15 protein-coding genes and 1 pseudogene are annotated in these 16,448 nt (G+C 53.8%); 5 read left to right on the top strand and 11 right to left on the bottom strand.

Going from position 1 to position 16,448, the window contains the following annotated elements; genetic code table 11:
• Positions 1 to 67: 67 nt before the first annotated feature.
• From sbcD to araJ, 3 genes and pseudogenes are all read left to right on the top strand, one after another.
• Positions 68 to 1,270 (top strand): exonuclease subunit SbcD, encoded by a 1,203-nt coding sequence (gene sbcD, locus HV352_RS18150; RefSeq protein WP_115190901.1) that lies wholly within the window; start codon positions 68 to 70, stop codon positions 1,268 to 1,270.
• Positions 1,267 to 4,413 carry an exonuclease subunit SbcC gene (gene sbcC / locus HV352_RS18155; protein WP_181634952.1) on the top strand — a complete coding sequence of 1,049 codons (3,147 nt, stop codon included), beginning with the start codon at positions 1,267 to 1,269 and terminating at the stop codon, positions 4,411 to 4,413. Before sbcD ends, sbcC begins: the two co-directional genes overlap by 4 nt.
• Positions 4,414 to 4,600: 187 nt before the next feature.
• Positions 4,601 to 5,773 (top strand): annotated as a pseudogene (araJ, locus tag HV352_RS18160) (MFS transporter AraJ).
• A gap of 27 nt (positions 5,774 to 5,800) precedes the next feature.
• Here the strand turns inward: araJ and mak are convergent.
• Positions 5,801 to 6,709: a fructokinase gene (gene mak, locus HV352_RS18165; protein ID WP_181546166.1), complete on the bottom strand. Its 909-nt coding sequence runs from the start codon at positions 6,707 to 6,709 to the stop codon at positions 5,801 to 5,803.
• Between the two features lie 91 nt (positions 6,710 to 6,800).
• Between mak and rdgC the strand changes: the two genes are divergently transcribed.
• The gene (rdgC, locus tag HV352_RS18170; RefSeq protein ID WP_003021479.1) at positions 6,801 to 7,712 is read left to right on the top strand and encodes a recombination-associated protein RdgC; all 912 of its coding nucleotides are present in this window, start codon (positions 6,801 to 6,803) and stop codon (positions 7,710 to 7,712) included.
• Between the two features lie 50 nt (positions 7,713 to 7,762).
• Here the strand turns inward: rdgC and ppnP are convergent, their stop codons facing one another.
• From ppnP to HV352_RS18195, 5 genes are all read right to left on the bottom strand, one after another.
• A complete protein-coding gene (ppnP, locus tag HV352_RS18175; RefSeq protein ID WP_016152010.1) occupies positions 7,763 to 8,047 on the bottom strand; it encodes a pyrimidine/purine nucleoside phosphorylase in 285 nt (94 codons plus the stop codon).
• A gap of 71 nt (positions 8,048 to 8,118) precedes the next feature.
• Positions 8,119 to 8,796 (bottom strand): AroM family protein, encoded by a 678-nt coding sequence (locus HV352_RS18180; protein ID WP_016155840.1) that lies wholly within the window; start codon positions 8,794 to 8,796, stop codon positions 8,119 to 8,121.
• Between the two features lie 247 nt (positions 8,797 to 9,043).
• Complete coding sequence (yaiA, locus tag HV352_RS18185; protein ID WP_016155839.1) at positions 9,044 to 9,235, bottom strand: protein YaiA; 192 nt, start codon at positions 9,233 to 9,235, stop codon at positions 9,044 to 9,046.
• 26 nt (positions 9,236 to 9,261) lie between these two features.
• Positions 9,262 to 9,807: a shikimate kinase AroL gene (gene aroL / locus HV352_RS18190; protein ID WP_016155838.1), complete on the bottom strand. Its 546-nt coding sequence runs from the start codon at positions 9,805 to 9,807 to the stop codon at positions 9,262 to 9,264.
• A 185-nt stretch (positions 9,808 to 9,992) separates the two neighbouring features.
• The gene (locus HV352_RS18195) at positions 9,993 to 10,448 is read right to left on the bottom strand and encodes a YaiI/YqxD family protein (RefSeq protein WP_155574017.1); all 456 of its coding nucleotides are present in this window, start codon (positions 10,446 to 10,448) and stop codon (positions 9,993 to 9,995) included.
• A 148-nt stretch (positions 10,449 to 10,596) separates the two neighbouring features.
• On the opposite strand from HV352_RS18195, the gene proC reads away from it, so the two are divergent.
• On the top strand, positions 10,597 to 11,406 hold the full coding sequence (proC, locus tag HV352_RS18200; protein ID WP_016152005.1) for a pyrroline-5-carboxylate reductase: 810 nt from the start codon (positions 10,597 to 10,599) through the stop codon (positions 11,404 to 11,406).
• Between the two features lie 17 nt (positions 11,407 to 11,423).
• Here the strand turns inward: proC and adrA are convergent, their stop codons facing one another.
• The 5 genes from adrA to HV352_RS18225 form a co-directional block, all read right to left on the bottom strand.
• Positions 11,424 to 12,539 (bottom strand): diguanylate cyclase AdrA, encoded by a 1,116-nt coding sequence (gene adrA, locus HV352_RS18205; RefSeq protein ID WP_088583121.1) that lies wholly within the window; start codon positions 12,537 to 12,539, stop codon positions 11,424 to 11,426.
• A gap of 91 nt (positions 12,540 to 12,630) precedes the next feature.
• On the bottom strand, positions 12,631 to 12,951 hold the full coding sequence (psiF, locus tag HV352_RS18210; protein WP_003830956.1) for a phosphate starvation-inducible protein PsiF: 321 nt from the start codon (positions 12,949 to 12,951) through the stop codon (positions 12,631 to 12,633).
• 97 nt (positions 12,952 to 13,048) lie between these two features.
• Positions 13,049 to 14,464, bottom strand: coding sequence for an alkaline phosphatase (gene phoA, locus HV352_RS18215; protein ID WP_019076143.1), 1,416 nt, complete (start codon positions 14,462 to 14,464; stop codon positions 13,049 to 13,051).
• A gap of 104 nt (positions 14,465 to 14,568) precedes the next feature.
• Entirely contained in the window at positions 14,569 to 14,811 is a 243-nt protein-coding gene (locus tag HV352_RS18220) for a sigma-S stabilization anti-adapter protein IraP (protein ID WP_016152002.1), read from the bottom strand.
• Positions 14,812 to 15,060: 249 nt separating this feature from the next.
• Positions 15,061 to 16,257: a multidrug efflux MFS transporter gene (locus HV352_RS18225; protein ID WP_065554242.1), complete on the bottom strand. Its 1,197-nt coding sequence runs from the start codon at positions 16,255 to 16,257 to the stop codon at positions 15,061 to 15,063.
• Positions 16,258 to 16,448 lie beyond the last annotated feature (191 nt).

A 16,448-nucleotide genomic window follows, 5' to 3' on the forward strand; every position in this document is an offset into this window, starting at 1 on the left:
GAGACAAGATATTCCCACTCGTGAAGGGTTATAATCCCCGCCATTGTTTTATCGTCATGGAACTCTTATGCGCATCCTTCACACGTCTGACTGGCATCTGGGCCAAAACTTCTACAGCAAGAGCCGCGCCGCCGAGCATCAGGCCTTTCTCGACTGGCTGCTGGAAACGGCACAATCCCAGCAGGTGGATGCCATTATTGTGGCAGGCGATATTTTCGATACCGGCTCACCGCCTAGCTATGCCCGTGAGCTGTATAACCGTTTTGTCGTCAATCTGCAGCAAACCGGCTGTCATCTGGTGGTGCTGGCAGGCAACCACGACTCCGTCGCCACGCTCAATGAATCCCGCGATATTCTGGCGTTTCTCAACACCACGGTGGTTGCCAGCGCTGGCCATGGGCCGCAGATACTGCCGCTACGCGACGGTACGCCGGGGGCGATCCTGTGTCCGGTGCCTTTTTTACGTCCGCGCGACATCATCACCAGCCAGGCCGGGCTGACAGGACAAGAAAAACAGCAGCATTTACTGGGCGCAATCACCGACTATTATCAGCAGCAGTATCAGGATGCCTGCACGCTGCGCGGCGACCACAATCTTCCCATCATTGCGACCGGGCATTTGACCACCGTCGGTGCCAGTAAAAGCGACGCCGTACGTGACATTTATATCGGTACGCTGGACGCCTTCCCGGCGCAAAACTTCCCACCGGCAGACTACATCGCGCTGGGACATATTCACCGGGCGCAGGTTATCGGCGGCACGGAACATATTCGCTACTGCGGCTCGCCGATTCCTCTCAGTTTTGACGAGTGCGGCAAAAGCAAATGTGTACATTTGGTGAGCTTTGACGCGGGGAAACTCAGCGCCGTTGAAAATCTCACCGTGCCGGTTACGCAGCAGCTTGCGGTACTGAAAGGCGATTTAGCCGCCATTACTACCCAGCTTGAGCAGTGGCGCGGCGCGCAGCAAGAGCCACCGGTGTGGCTGGATATTGAAATCACCACCGATGACTACCTGCATGATATGCAACGTAAGATCCAGGCCTTAACCGAAGATTTACCGGTAGAGGTGCTACTGGTGCGCCGCAGTCGTGAACAGCGCGAACGCATTATGGCCAATGAACGACGTGAAACGTTAAGCGAGCTGAGCGTGGCAGAGGTTTTTGACCGCCGCCTGGCGCTGGAAGAACTCGAAGAACCGCAGCGTGAGCGGCTTAACCAGCTGTTTAGCGCAACCTTACAAACGCTTGCCGGGGAGGCTGAAGCATGAAAATTCTCAGCCTGCGCCTGAAAAACCTCAACTCCCTGAAGGGAGAATGGAAAGTCGATTTTACGGCAGAACCGTTTGCCAGCAACGGGTTGTTCGCTATCACCGGGCCAACGGGCGCGGGGAAAACGACCCTGCTGGACGCAATTTGCCTTGCGCTGTACCACGAAACGCCGCGCCTGAATACCGTGTCACAGTCGCAAAACGACCTGATGACCCGCGACACCGCGGAGTGTCTGGCCGAGGTCGAGTTTGAGGTGCGGGGCGAAGCCTACCGCGCATTCTGGAGCCAGAACCGGGCGCGCAATCAGCCGGAGGGCAATCTGCAGGTCCCTCGCGTAGAGCTGGCCCGCTGCTCCGACGGTAAAATCCTCGCCGATAAGGTCAAAGATAAGCTGGAGATGACCGCCGAGCTTACCGGGCTGGATTACGGACGTTTTACCCGTTCGATGCTGCTGTCTCAGGGGCAGTTTGCCGCATTTCTCAATGCCAAACCGAAAGAACGCGCCGAGCTGCTGGAAGAGCTGACCGGCACTGAGATCTACGGCCAAATCTCCGCCATGGTATTTGAAAAGCACAAATCAGCGCGTACGGAACTGGAAAAACTGCAGGCCCAGGCCAGCGGTGTTGCGCTGTTAGCGCCAGAACAGCTGCAATCTCTGACAGAAAGTTTGCAGGTACTTACTGACGAAGAAAAACAATACCTTACCAGCCAACAAGCCCAGCAGCAGCACCTCAACTGGCTCATGCGGCAAAATGAGCTACAGGCGGAGATAAACCGCCACCAGCAGGCATTACAGGCTGCACTTCAGGCGCAGGAAGAGGCGCAGCCGCAACTGGCGGCGCTGAGTCTGGCACTCCCGGCCAGAGCGTTACGCCCACACTGGGAGCGAATCCAGGAACAAACGGCTACGATTGACCGTACGCGACAGAAGATTCAGGAAGTGAATGCTCGCTTACAAAGCAGCTTAGCGCTGCGCGGACGTATTCGTCAGCAGGCACAAACGCAGTCGGCCGCTATGCTCGCCGGACAGCAAACGTTAACCGACTGGTTGAAGGAACATGACCGCTTCCGTTTGTGGAGTAGCGAACTGGCAGGATGGAAAGCGCTGCTGGCCCAACAGTCCGACGCCAGCGCCCAACTGCGCCAGTGGCAGCAGTTGCGGGAGAACGACACGCGCAAGCTCGATGCGCTGGCGCTTCCCACGCTGACCCTTTCGGCACAACAGGTAACGGAAGCGCTGGCGCAACATGTGCAGCTTCGTCCGTTACGCCAGCGTCTGAGTAATCTGCATGGGCAAATCGCCCCGAAGCAAAAGCAACTGGCGCAGCTACGCGCCACGCTTGTGCAGCGTCAGCAGGAGCTGGCCCAGCGCAATGCGGTGCTTACAGAAAAGCGTCAGCGCTATAAAGATAAAAATCAGCAGCTTGCCGATGTGAGAATCATTTGCGAGCAGGAAGCCCGCATCAAAGATCTGGAAAGCCAGCGGGCATTATTGCAATCCGGCATGCCTTGCCCACTTTGCGGCTCCACCACGCACCCGGCGATTGAGCGCTATCAAACGCTCGAACTGAGTGTGAATCAGACACGGCGTGAAGCGCTGGAAAAAGAGGTCAAAACGCTGGCCGATGAGGGTTCAACGCTACGTGGTCAACTTGAGGCGATAACCCAGCAACTTCAGCGCGATGAACGCGAAGTACAAGCGCTTTCTCAGGAAGAGCAAGCACTTACTCAAGAGTGGCAGACAGTCACCGCCAGCCTCAACGTGACGCTGCAACCGCAGGATGACATCGCCCCGTGGCTTGCCGCCCAGGAAGAGCACGAGCAGCAGCTTCACCAGCTGAGTCTGCGTCATACCCTGCAGGCGCAAATCACCGCACACACAGAGCAGATTACTCAGCTCCAGCAGCATATTGACCAGCGTCAGGCAACGTTAACCGCCGAGCTGGCCTGTCATGGTCTGTCCCTTCCGGCCGAGGGTGAAGTCGCCTCATGGCTGAGCGAGCGGGCGAACGAAGCGCAAATGTGGCAGCTGCGCCAGAACGAACTGACTGAATTACAGGCTCGAATCGCCCAGCTTGCGCCGGTGCTGGAAACGCTGCCTGAAACCGATGCGCTTGGTGAAAACATTGAGAATCTGTCGCTGGAAAACTGGCGGCAGGTGCACGACGATTGCCTCTCTTTACAGGGGCAGTGGCAAACCTTACAGCAGCAGGAGGCGCAGGAGGTTCAGCGCGCTGCAGAAATTCAGGCGCAGTTTGATACCGCATTGCAGGCCAGCATCTTTGCCGATCGCGACGCCTTTGTTGCCGCCCTGCTGGATGAAGAGACCTTTAACCGCCTTGAACAATTGAAGCAATCACTGGAAGGCCAGCGACAGCAGGCGCAAACGCTGCTTAATCAGGCGCAGCAGGCGCTGGCGACTCATCAACAACAGCTACCAACCGGGGTGGATCTCACGCTCACCGTGCAACATCTTCACGACGCGCTGGCGCAACTCACCCAGCAGCTACGGGAGAACACCACTCGTCAGGGCGAAATTCGCCAGCAGCTCAAGCAGGATGGTGAAAACCGCCAGCAGCAGCAGGCGCTGATGCTCGAGATTACGAAAGTCGCACAGCAGGTCGAAGACTGGGGCTATCTGAACGCGCTGATCGGCTCGAAAGAGGGAGATAAATTCCGCAAGTTTGCCCAGGGGCTGACGCTGGATAATCTGGTCTGGCTTGCCAACAACCAGTTGACCCGTCTGCACGGTCGCTATCTGTTGCAGCGCAAGGCCAGCGAAGCGCTGGAGCTGGAAGTGGTTGATACCTGGCAGGCCGATGCCGTGCGTGACACGCGTACGCTTTCCGGCGGCGAGAGCTTCCTCGTGAGTCTGGCGCTGGCGCTGGCGTTGTCCGATCTGGTCAGCCACAAAACGCGAATTGACTCCCTGTTCCTCGACGAAGGTTTCGGCACGTTGGACAGCGAAACGCTGGATACCGCCCTGGATGCGCTCGATGCGCTCAACGCCACTGGCAAAACCATTGGTGTCATCAGCCACGTTGAAGCGATGAAAGAACGCATTCCGGTGCAGATCAAGGTCAAAAAAATCAACGGACTGGGCTACAGTAAACTCGATAAAATGTTTGCAGTTGATGCCTGATAGCAGCTCAGTACCTGGAGGCCGGATATGCGCCAGCGTTATCCGGCACGGCACATAGCACGATCGTGAATACACAAAGACGGATATGAAATGGCATTCCACTTCGCTTATCCGCAAGCTATCTCTATTGGCGGCGAACGTTCGCCGCTATGGCGCACATCGTGCGTCTTTCTTGTTGGCAGGTGGTATGAAAAAAGTCATTTTCTCTTTAGCTCTGGGGACATTTGGGCTGGGCATGGCCGAGTTTGGCATCATGGGTGTACTCACCGAGCTGGCGCGGGACGTGGGAATTTCCATCCCTGCCGCTGGCCATATGATTTCGTTTTACGCCTTTGGCGTGGTGCTGGGCGCGCCTATTATTGCGCTCTTTTCCAATCGTTTTTCGCTCAAGCACATTCTGCTGTTTCTGGTCACGCTGTGCGTGATCGGCAACGCCATCTTCACCCTCTCCTCCTCATATTTAATGTTGGCGGTGGGCAGGCTGGTTTCCGGCTTTCCACACGGCGCGTTTTTTGGCGTTGGCGCGATTATCCTGTCGAAGCTGGCCCGTCCGGGAAAAGTCACCGCCGCCGTCGCGGGCATGGTTTCGGGTATGACCGTTGCTAATCTGATTGGCATTCCCATCGGCACCTGGCTGAGCCAGGAATTTAGCTGGCGCTACACGTTTCTGCTGATAGCCGTCTTTAATATCGCCGTGATGGTCTCGATAACTTTTTGGGTACCCAACATCAGCGATGAAGCAAAAGGGAAACTGCGCGAACAATTTCACTTTTTGAAAAACCCCGCCCCGTGGCTCATCTTTTCCGCCACCATGTTTGGTAACGCCGGGGTTTTCGCCTGGTTCAGCTACGTCAAACCGTACATGATGTTCATCTCCGGCTTTTCCGAAGCGCTGATGACCTTCATCATGATGCTGGTGGGATTGGGGATGGTGTTGGGAAATCTGCTGAGCGGTCGCCTTTCTGGCCGCTATACGCCGCTGCGTATTGCGGTAATAACCGACTTTGTAATTGTGCTGGCTCTGCTGCTGCTCTTTGCCTTTGGCGGGATCAAAGCCGCGTCGCTGATCTTCGCCTTTATTTGCTGCGCGGGCCTGTTTGCCCTGTCGGCGCCGCTGCAAATTTTGCTGCTGCAAAATGCTAAAGGGGGTGAGCTGCTGGGTGCGGCTGGGGGGCAAATTGCCTTTAATCTCGGCAGCGCGATTGGCGCCTGATGCGGTGGTATGATGCTGACGCTGGGCTTTGCCTACAACTACGTGACGTTGCCGGCGGCGCTGCTGTCGTTTTCTGCAATGTCGTCGCTGCTGCTCTACGGTCGCCTGAAGCGCAGCGTATCCCGGATGACTCCCGCTGCCGGATAGCCTCTGCGCTACCCGGCAACGCGAATATTACTCCTGCGGCCACAACCAGGCCGCGCCGCGCACACCGCTGGAGTCACCGTGCAGCGCCTTGCGTAGAGGCGTTTCGCACTCACCGCCAAAAACAAACTGTTTAATCAACGTTGGCACGTTTTGATACAGTCGGTCGACATTGCTCATTCCACCGCCCAGCACGATCACATCCGGATCGAGAATATTCACCACATGTGCCAGTGATTTCGCCAGACGCAGCTCGTACCGACTCAACGCCTGTTCGGCCTGGGCATCCCGGGCATTAACAAGACTGATAATTTCACTGCCCTTGAGCGACTTACCGCTCAGACGCTGGTAGTCGGTGGCAAAACCGGTTCCGGAAATGAAGGTTTCAATGCAGCCTTGCTTGCCGCAATAGCAGGGCACTTCCTGCCGATAACGCAGTTCGTCTTCGTCCATCCACGGCAGCGGATTATGCCCCCACTCGCCCGCAGTACCGTTCCCGCCCGTGTGCGCCCGGCCGTTCAGCGCCACTCCTGCGCCACATCCTGTACCGATAATCACCGCAAACACGGTTTGCTCCCCCGCCGCTGCACCATCAACGGCTTCAGAAACCGCCAGGCAGTTGGCATCATTTGCCAGCCGCACTTCGCGATTCAGACGCGTACTCAGGTCTTTGTCAAAAGGTTGCCCGTTAAGCCAGGTCGAGTTGGCATTCTTCACCACTCCGGTGTAAGGCGAAATTGAACCGGGAATGCCCATCCCGACGGTTCCCGACTGCCCGGTGGCCTTTTCCGCCATCTCCACCAGCGCGGCGATGGTTTCTATCGTTTGCCGATAATCATCACGCGGCGTGGGCAGGCGATGGCGAAAAAGCTGTTCGCCTGCATCGCCAAGCGCGATAACTTCCGTTTTCGTACCGCCTAAATCGATACCTATACGCACTGTTTGCTCCTCTTCCCGATTAACAATGCAAGCATAGCGACAATTCGCTATCATGCCCGCTGGATTTAACGACAAGGCCGTGGAAATTATCATGCTGTGGTTCAAAAATTTAATGGTTTACCGTCTTAGCCGCGATGTTTCTTTGCGTGCCGAAGAGATGGAAAAACAGCTGGCATCAATGACGTTCACCCCTTGCGGTAGCCAGGATATGGCAAAAATGGGCTGGGTTCCGCCGATGGGATCGCACAGCGATGCATTAACGCATACCGCCAATGGCCAAATTATTATCTGCGCCCGCAAAGAAGAAAAAATTCTGCCGTCGCCGGTTATCAAACAGGCGCTGGAAGCCAAAATATTCAAACTGGAAGCTGAGCAAGGTCGCAAACTCAAGAAGACCGAAAAAGACTCGCTGAAAGATGAAGTTCTGCACTCATTGCTGCCGCGCGCCTTTAGCCGTTTCAGCCAGACGATGATGTGGATCGATACCGTCAACGATCTGATCATGGTTGATTGCGCGAGTGCGAAGAAAGCCGAAGATACGCTGGCGCTTCTGCGTAAGAGTCTCGGTTCGCTGCCGGTCGTTCCGCTGACGATGGAAAACCCCATTGAGCTGACGCTGACCGAATGGGTTCGCTCCGGCACAACGGCACAGGGATTCCAGTTATTGGATGAAGCCGAACTAAAAGCGATCCTTGAAGACGGCGGCGTGATCCGCGCGAAAAAGCAGGATCTGGTCTGCGACGAAATCGCCGTGCATATCGAAGCGGGCAAACTGGTCACCAAACTGGCCCTCGACTGGCAGCAGCGCATTCAGTTCGTGATGTGTGACGACGGCTCGATTAAGCGTTTGAAGTTTAGCGACGAGCTGCGCGATCAGAACGAAGATATTGACCGCGAAGATTATGCTCAGCGTTTTGATGCCGATTTCATCCTGATGACGGGTGAACTGGCGGCGCTGATTAAAAGTCTGGTGGAAGGATTAGGCGGCGAAGCGCAACGTTAAGCCGTGTTTACCGAATGGCGGCACAATGTCGCCATTCGTCATTTCTATGCTTACAGATAGCGGCAAAGATAGGATGTTGGCTCTGCCACCTGCAGATGAAACTCGCTGTTGCCCGGTACGTTGAACACGTCCCCTGCGGCATACACCTTCCACTCGGTTTCCCCCGGCAGCAGCACGTTCAGTGCGCCGCTAACGACAGTCATCTCTTCAGGCGCCGCAGTACTAAAGGTATATTCGCCTTCAGCCATCACGCCAACACTGGCGCGGCCAGTACTGCTGCTGGTAAAACCGATCGATTTTACTTTGCCGGAAAAGTATTCATTACTTTGAAGCATACAACTGGCCCTATCTCGTGATTAAGTTGAGAACCAATATAGGGGGCTGACGTTCCACCTGTCACGCAAAATTACGCCAACAGCTCCGAAGCCAGTCGGGCAATCAACACATTAGACAGAAGAACCGGGACATCCAGCGATTTTTGCAGTAAATCACGATGGCGTTGATTGAACCCCAGACAATCCAGCATGATCACATCCGCGCCTTGCTCCAGCAGTTCTTTCCCGGCATCAATCAATTGTTGTTCGGTACCTTCGATCGGATTCGCCACGGCATACACTGGTGGAGTTTGTAACACCTGCCATTTTTGCGTCTGGGCTTTGAGCAATTCGGTGACGGGGACAATAACCCCGACCTGATGCCCATCGACAATCGAGGCCACCAGCGGGGGGATAATACGTAACGGCTCCAGCAGAATGCTATTGCGGGCGGTCAGGCGAGCGATTGAGGCGGTACTCATCAGCAGGATCACGTCAAAGCCCTGGTTATCCAGCACCTCCACGATACTTTGCAGTGAGCGCTCAACCTTCTGGCGTGAGACATGCGCAAGTTGGTGGTCGCTGAGCAGCGTTAATAAAGGCTCGTCACCGGGCGAAACGCCGTACTCAGCCATCACATCTTCTCGCCGCATCTGTCCAAGCAGACTGTGGTGAGTAATGTGCTGTTCATCGATATATTCCGTCAGGAGCGGTAACACCTCACACATCGGCACCACGCCAATCGTGAGGATAGCCAACGACGCACTCATTTGTTGCTCCACCATCTTCTTACTTTGCTGTGAAATCCCGGGCAAGTGCCGGGCGCTGACCTGCGCTACAAATGCTCAAAAGCGTAGCAGCTGATCGGCGGTGTATTGTGTAAAGATTCCAAATCATTCCGGTACTGGATTGTTATTGCTTAATTTTCAATTTTAACGGTATACGGCGAAATTTAAGAAAATGTGATGAACGCCCGTCGTGGCACTTTTCAGACTCGTGCCAGGACGGTGCTTAATATCAGGTTTTATCGGGGTCTTCGTAGCGTTTTTTGGCATCCATGGCTTCCTGCGCAGAAGGATGCTCACTGATCAACGTATTCGGTTTAGGGTGATCGGCTCGAAGTTGATACCAGGTTACCGTCTGGCCTGGCGTCCCCTTTTCAACCGTAACAATGTTCGCTTGACGTGGGTAAGGTGGTTTTGTCGGCATAGTTCTTCCTTTTCACTGGATGAACATTAAGTATAGACACCGCCCTGTAACCGTGGCGCTGCCTGCGCCAGTATCTCAAGAATGTCTTCCACCACCTGCGCAGGTTTATGGGTGGCATCAACGATGTAGTGCGCAGCTTCACGGTACAGAACATCGCGCTGAGCGAGCACTTCCTGCACCTCTTCAGTCAGCGGCTTACCGGTTAAGGTTGGGCGCAATCCCTCTTCAGGCGTGGCCTCCAGACGATCAACCAGTACTGATACCGGTGCGCTTAAATAGATAACCACGCCGTGGCTGCGCATGTAATGACGATTAAATTCGGTAAGAATGATGCCGCCGCCGGTCGCAACAACCGTTGCCGGGGCTGTGACGGCCTGCAGAGCGCTCGTCTCCTGGGCACGAAACCCTTCCCATCCTTCCCTTTCGACGATCTCCGCCACGGTCATCTGCACGTGCGATTGCAACCAGCGATCGGTATCGACAAACTGGAAATCGATAGCCTTCGCCAGCGCCATACCGGTAGTTGTCTTACCACACCCCCGGGGGCCGACAAGATAAAGAGGTTGCGTCATTACAGAAATTCCCCAGGGAGCCGCGAGCGAGCGGGATCTGATGCGGTTAAAGATATAATCATATCACCAAACTAGTACATCGCCAAAACGTAAAGAAAAAATTACATACAGGGTAGAGATACCTATTAACTCCTACTATAACAAGAATTCACCATGAATAAAGTGTAAATAATAAATTACACGTTTTATTTTCTGCGCTGTACTTCCAGCCACCACTTATCAAGCTCAGCAGCAAAATGCTGCCTGTCTCGTGGTGAAAGGCTGTCCGGCCCGCCGGTCTGAATACCGCTGGCGCGTAGCGTATCCATAAAATCACGCATCATCAGACGCTCACGGATCGTGGCTTCGGTATAACGTTCACCGCGCGGATTAAGCGCCGCCGCACCTTTTTCAATGACTTCTGCCGCCAGCGGGATATCCGCTGTTATCACTAAATCACCGGCATTACACTGGCGCACAATCTCGTTATCCGCCACGTCAAACCCGGCGGGAACACGTAATGTGCGGATAAACCGCGAAGACGGGACGCGCAAACTTTGGTTGGCTACCAAAATAAGCGGCATCTGCATGCGCTCAGAAGCGCGGTACAAAATATCTTTAATCACATTCGGACACGCATCGGCATCCACCCATATTGTCATAATTTCTCCCCACTGATGTGCAGTTGCACATTGTCGCGTGCTTTTACTTGCAGGCAAAGTGCTGTTTATCCTTCTGCACATATTCAATCCGCGCTAAGCTTAGCTTTCCCAGGTAAAACAATGAATATCACGCATAGGGAGTGACAAAATGGACAAGAAAATCGGTTTTATCGGCTGCGGTAATATGGGCAAAGCGATACTTGGCGGCATGATCGCCAGCGGTCAGGTTCTCCCCGGACAAATCTGGGTCTACACCCCTTCCCCCGATAAAGTCGCTGCATTGCACGACCAGTACGGTATTAATGCGGCGCAGTCTGCGCAAGAGGTCGCGCAAATCGCTGACATTGTTTTTGGGGCCGTAAAACCAGGCATCATGATTAAAGTGTTGAGCGAAATTACCTCCAGCCTGAACAAAGACTCCCTGGTCGTCTCGATTGCCGCTGGCGTCACCCTCGATCAGCTCGCCCGCGCGCTGGGCCATGACCGTAAAATCATTCGCGCGATGCCAAACACGCCGTCACTGGTGAATGCCGGAATGACCTCCGTCACACCGAACGCCTTAGTCACGCCAGAAGACACGGCCGACGTGCTGAATATCTTCCGCTGCTTTGGCGAAGCGGAAGTCATTGCGGAGGCAATGATTCATCCGGTCGTTGGCGTCAGTGGTTCAGCCCCGGCCTATGTCTTTATGTTTATTGAAGCAATGGCGGACGCCGCCGTGCAGGGTGGCATGCCTCGCGCGCAAGCTTATAAATTCGCGGCGCAGGCAGTAATGGGGTCGGCAAAGATGGTGCTGGATACGGGTAAACATCCCGGAGAACTGAAGGATATGGTGTGCTCGCCTGGCGGAACCACCATTGAAGCGGTACGCGTCCTGGAAGAACGTGGTTTCCGTTCATCAGTGATTGAAGCGATGATTAAGTGCATGGAGCAGTCGGAAAAACTCAGCCGCTCCTGAGTTAACACCGCCGGACGTCAGGCCGCCGCCTCAGTGCGGTTACGTCCGGAATTCTTTGCTTTGTAGAGCGCCATATCCGCCGACTTTAACCATTCTCGATAATGCTCGGTTTCTGCGGTCAGCGGCGCAACGCCCACGCTGATCCGCAGAGCAACCTGCGGCGCGCAGGATAAACGCAGTTGGCCAAGTCGTTCGTGAACACGAGACATCGCCGCAATCGCGCTGGTTGCCGGCGTGCCGCACATAATCACCGCAAACTCATCACCGCCAAAGCGCCCGATCACGTCGCTACCGCGTAAGGTCATCTGCAACTGGCGGGTCAGCGCGACAATCGCCTGGTCCCCAACGTCATGACCCCAGGTATCATTAATGCTCTTAAAATGGTCGATATCGATAATCAGTAACGTGGCGTCACGCTGGTAGCGGCGGCAATTATCAAATTCATTACGCAGTAACAGTTCCCAATGGCGGCGGTTGTACACCCCAGTCATGCCATCTCGCGTACTCATCACCTGTAAACGGCGTTTATGTTCCGCCAGCTTGATGACCGTCTGGTAGCTGACCCAGGCAAACAGCAGCGGATAAATCACCAGCACCGGCAGCGTCAATAGCACGCTAAGTTGAGTACTGCTAAAAGCGACGGAGATATCGGTTAACTGTAACGTCACCAGGCATGAAACCATCATCAAAACGGCGCCTGCGATGAATATTCGCATCCCGCCTGCGCCCATCAGGTTGATGCAGATAATCATCAGCAGCGCCGTGGATGGCAACAGGTTTACGCCCATAATCCCTATCCACATACCGGCAAGAATGGCATCGGCTTTTAAGTTGGTAAATTCGCTATGCAGAGGATCGTCGGCTTTGCTGGCCAACTGCCAGGCCAAATGCGGCCAGACAAACGCCCATCCCACCAGTAATAGCCACCAGCCCCCGGTAATGGGCTGAGCAACTAATACCGACGCGATAGGGAAAAACATTCCCCCCAATCCCACCGCTCGCGGCAGCCTGATTCGTCGGGCGAATCGCAGACCGGAACGTTGGTGGTCATTTTGATGAAGCGATAAAAATGCTTCATTCGGGACGACCTTCTTTTGATAAAAGTTTTCATCATTCATTGTATTTGGGAATATTCTGAAACAAATTTCCCAAATTATAGGAAGGGGTCTGGTGGCGGAAGTATGATATTTCGGGTGAGCGATTTTACCTGCTCACCCGTAAGTGCTACGCAGATTTTTTCAGGCAAGCGCTCATAAATTTATTACGATCATCACCTTTCAGAGACTGCTCCGTCGCCTTCACGTTACATTCACGCATTTTTTGCTGCTGCGGCGTCAGGCTCTTTTCCTCCGGCGCAGATTTACTGTTTTTCAGGCAATCACTCATATATGTCTTACGCGCATCCCCTTTTAAGGTCTGCGCCGTTGCCTGCTGATTGCAGGTGGTCATACGCTGTTGTTGCGGGGTTAAAGTCTTCTCGGCAGCACCGACGGTAGTTAAAAAAATCAGACCAAAAAGCAGCGTCATTAATAATGTAATTTTCATAGCATCCTTCTTTTCTGAACGACAACACACAGGTAAGTTTGGCTGCTAACGATAAAAATACCACCCGGCGGCAAAAGTATTGCCGCCGGGCGTCGGGTTATTTCAGTCCTAACGCCGCTTTCATGGTGTAAAACAGGTCGGTTTGATCGGTCAGGCCGACCACATTCGCCGCGTGCGGGCCATAGGCTGCAATTCGCAATTGGCTGCCGGTGTGCTCCTGAGATTCCTCTTCAGAGTTGCCGTAGCTGATGACCATGACCGCGCCATCTTTGGTGTTCAGCGCCTGGGTCAGACCAGGCGCTTTGGTATCCGGCGCAACAATCTGGCTGGCATGTGCGTGGTCAGCGGTTACCACCACCAGGGTGTTGCCATCTTTCTTCGCAAAGGCAAGCGCGCGCTGTACCGCCTCGTCCAGATCGACCGTTTCACCAATCTGTCCGCACGGGTTGGCGGCATGGTCCTGTTTATCGATTGACGCCCCTTCCACTTGCAGGAAGAAGCCTTTCTCATTTTTGCTTAACAGCTCAATCGCTTTATCCGTCATCTGCGCCAGCGTTGGCACGCTGTCGTCACGCTTTGGATTTGGCGTACAGGTCACAACCGGCTTATCCAGATTGCCATGATAAGACGCTTTCGGACCTTCCCAGCGCACGGGCATATTGCCGTCAGAGAACAGGCCCAGCAGCGGTTTATCCTGATTAGCTTCGGTAATCGCCGCCAGCGTCGCGGTATCACTCACCATCTGATAACCGCGGGCCAGGGCTTGTTCACGCAACGTTTTACCCTGCCACTCGCCCGCCGCAGCGGTTTCCGCAAACGTTTTGGCCCCGCCGCCCAGCGTAACGTCAGCCCTGGCATTCAGTAATTGTTCGGTGATTGACCCTTTACCGCCTTTTTCCAGCGCATTGGTTGGGCATTTTTCACGTGTCACGCCAGGGCCATAGCACTTACGCGAAGTCACATGGGCAACCAGCGCCGCCGGGGTAGCATCCTGCAATTCAGCGGTAGAAACGTTGCCCGTTGCCAGCCCCGCCGCTTTTGCCATTTCAAGAATTGTGGCGTGATCTTTTTCATGAATATCAACGCCCAGCGCACCATTATAGGTTTTCACACCGGTGGTCCACGCCGTCGCGGATGCCGCAGAATCCGTCACATAATCGGGTTTACCCGTTTTCTTATCCAACGCATAGTGCGTGTATTGTCCGGTCAACGGTAAAGCATCAATTCCTTTAAAAAAGCCGCCTGCGCCTTCGGCATAATTTCGCGCGGCCGTTATTTCTGAGTCACCCATCCCATCGCCAATCAATAAAATAATATTTTTGGCAGGTTTATCGCTCAGAGATTCGCGCAGAGCCGCCGTTTGATCGGCAGACAATCGGCGGGCGCCGCCCGGCGTGGTGATATCACCCTGAGCGGCACGATTATCCATAACCGCTATGGCAGAGGTTTCTGCATTAATAACCGGGGTAAACAGCAAAGGTAACAGGGCAATAGCGAGTGCGCTTTGTTTCACTTTATTTTCTCCATGTATAAATACGGTAAAATTAAAACAAAGCGACTATAAGTATTTGATGTGACACTTTTATGATAATTTGTGGATGACGCACCACGGATTACTCAAAACGCTTTTGGCACACTCTCGCCAGCGTTATGAACGTTGGTCAGAAATGCAGGCATACGGCCTTCTCCAGCCAAAGCCCCCTCAATTTGGCGAATAAATATTTGCCGATCGTTACACGTCATATTGCGCAGCATTTCGATGATTACCTGCTCCAGCGTTTCAACCTGCGCCGTCAGTTCTTGCGACTCTTCTTCTTTTTGGGCGAGCTTAAGTAACAACTCAGTAACGAGATTTTTCATTTACGTATTCCCTTAACCAAATATAGGTCACGTTATCATTAAGACTCACAACTGCCTAGAGGATGAAAGTTGTATTTTCATAAGAAATAAAACGTTTTGCGAAAACAATCACAACACAAAATAAGGGAGAAGGAGTCTTAGCGCAGAATTATTCCATATAAAAGGGTAAGGGGATTAATAATCACCTGGATATATAAATGCATAATGATGGATTAACAACGCTTGCGGGCAGCGTTGTTAATCAGGTACTCAGCGTGCGCAGCGCCGACGTCGCAACGCGATAGCCAGTTGCCAGATGTTGATAAGCACAATGCACGCCGTGGCAATAAACACCCAGCGAAAGCCCGCCATTGCCGAAACCGTTGCCCCCATTAATGGCCCGGCTACGTTGCCGAGGTACATAAATGACTGGTTATAACCAAAAATGCGCCCGGTTATCTGGTCGCTGGAGTATTTCACCAGCAGCGTCTGCACCGCGGGCAACATCGCGCCGTCGGCAAAGCCGAGCAGAAAACGTAAGACCCCCAACTGCAACGGCGTAGTGACCCATGACATGGCGAAAAACAACACGACGGCGAAGATTAACGTTGCCATTAAAATCCGCTCGGTCCCAATACGATCGCCTAATTTACCTAGCCGGGGCGCAGAAATCAGCGCCGAGATGCCCGGAACCGAAGCAATCAGCCCGCTGAGAAAGGCAATATTAGAACTGTCTGGGACCATTGATTTAATAAACAGCGCCAGAATTGGCCCAATTGAGCCGTTACATAACTGGATCACCATCGTAGTAAAAAACAGGCTGATCACCAGCGCCGGATAAGGCAGCGAGGCAAAGACGGCCTTCCCGCTCAGGCGTTCGCTTTTTTTGATTGTCGGGCGCACACCTTCTTTGATAAAGAACAGCGTGACCAGAAAACTCACTACCAGCAAAGCCGCGGTAATACAGAATACCGCCCGTAAGCCAACGTGGTCGGCAATAAAGCCCCCCATCAGCGGTCCGCCAATAACGCCGCTAATTTGCGCCGTCGAGAGCGTACTCAGCGCCCACCCGCTGCGTTCGCGCGGAACCTGTGAGGCTACCAGCGCCATCGCATTGGGAATATAGCCAGACGTTAACCCCATGATCCCACGCAGCAGAAAAAGCTGCCAGACGTTAGTGGCAAAGGCCTGCAGTAAAATCGCAATCGCCATGCCCAAAGAGGCCCGCAGCAGCATCAGCTTGCGTCCTTTACGGTCGGCTAAACTCCCCCACATCGGAGAGACGATGGCTGAAATCAGGAAGGTGACGCTAAACGTTAAGCCGGACCACATTGAGAGTGCTTCATGGGAGCTTACCCCCAGTTGGGAGATATAGAGCGGTAAAAAAGGCAGGATTTGGCTGATCGCCAGGCCGGTGAAAAAGCAACCGAACCATACGGAAATGAGGTTGACTCTCCAGGATTCCATAGGGACTCATAACGATAAGTAGCTGAAAACTGTGAGTAGTTTAACAAATTACTTAGCCAAATAAGGGTTCACAGGTGCGATATATCACAGTTTAGGATTTTATCTTCCCGCTCATCATATTTGTGATATACCTCACGTCAACCCCACAATATCAGCAGGGGTTTATGCTCCGCGTCCGTTCTGCGCGTTTG

Origin of the sequence: Citrobacter sp. RHBSTW-01044, assembly GCF_013781945.1 — a bacterium.
Lineage (GTDB): Bacteria > Pseudomonadota > Gammaproteobacteria > Enterobacterales > Enterobacteriaceae > Citrobacter > Citrobacter braakii.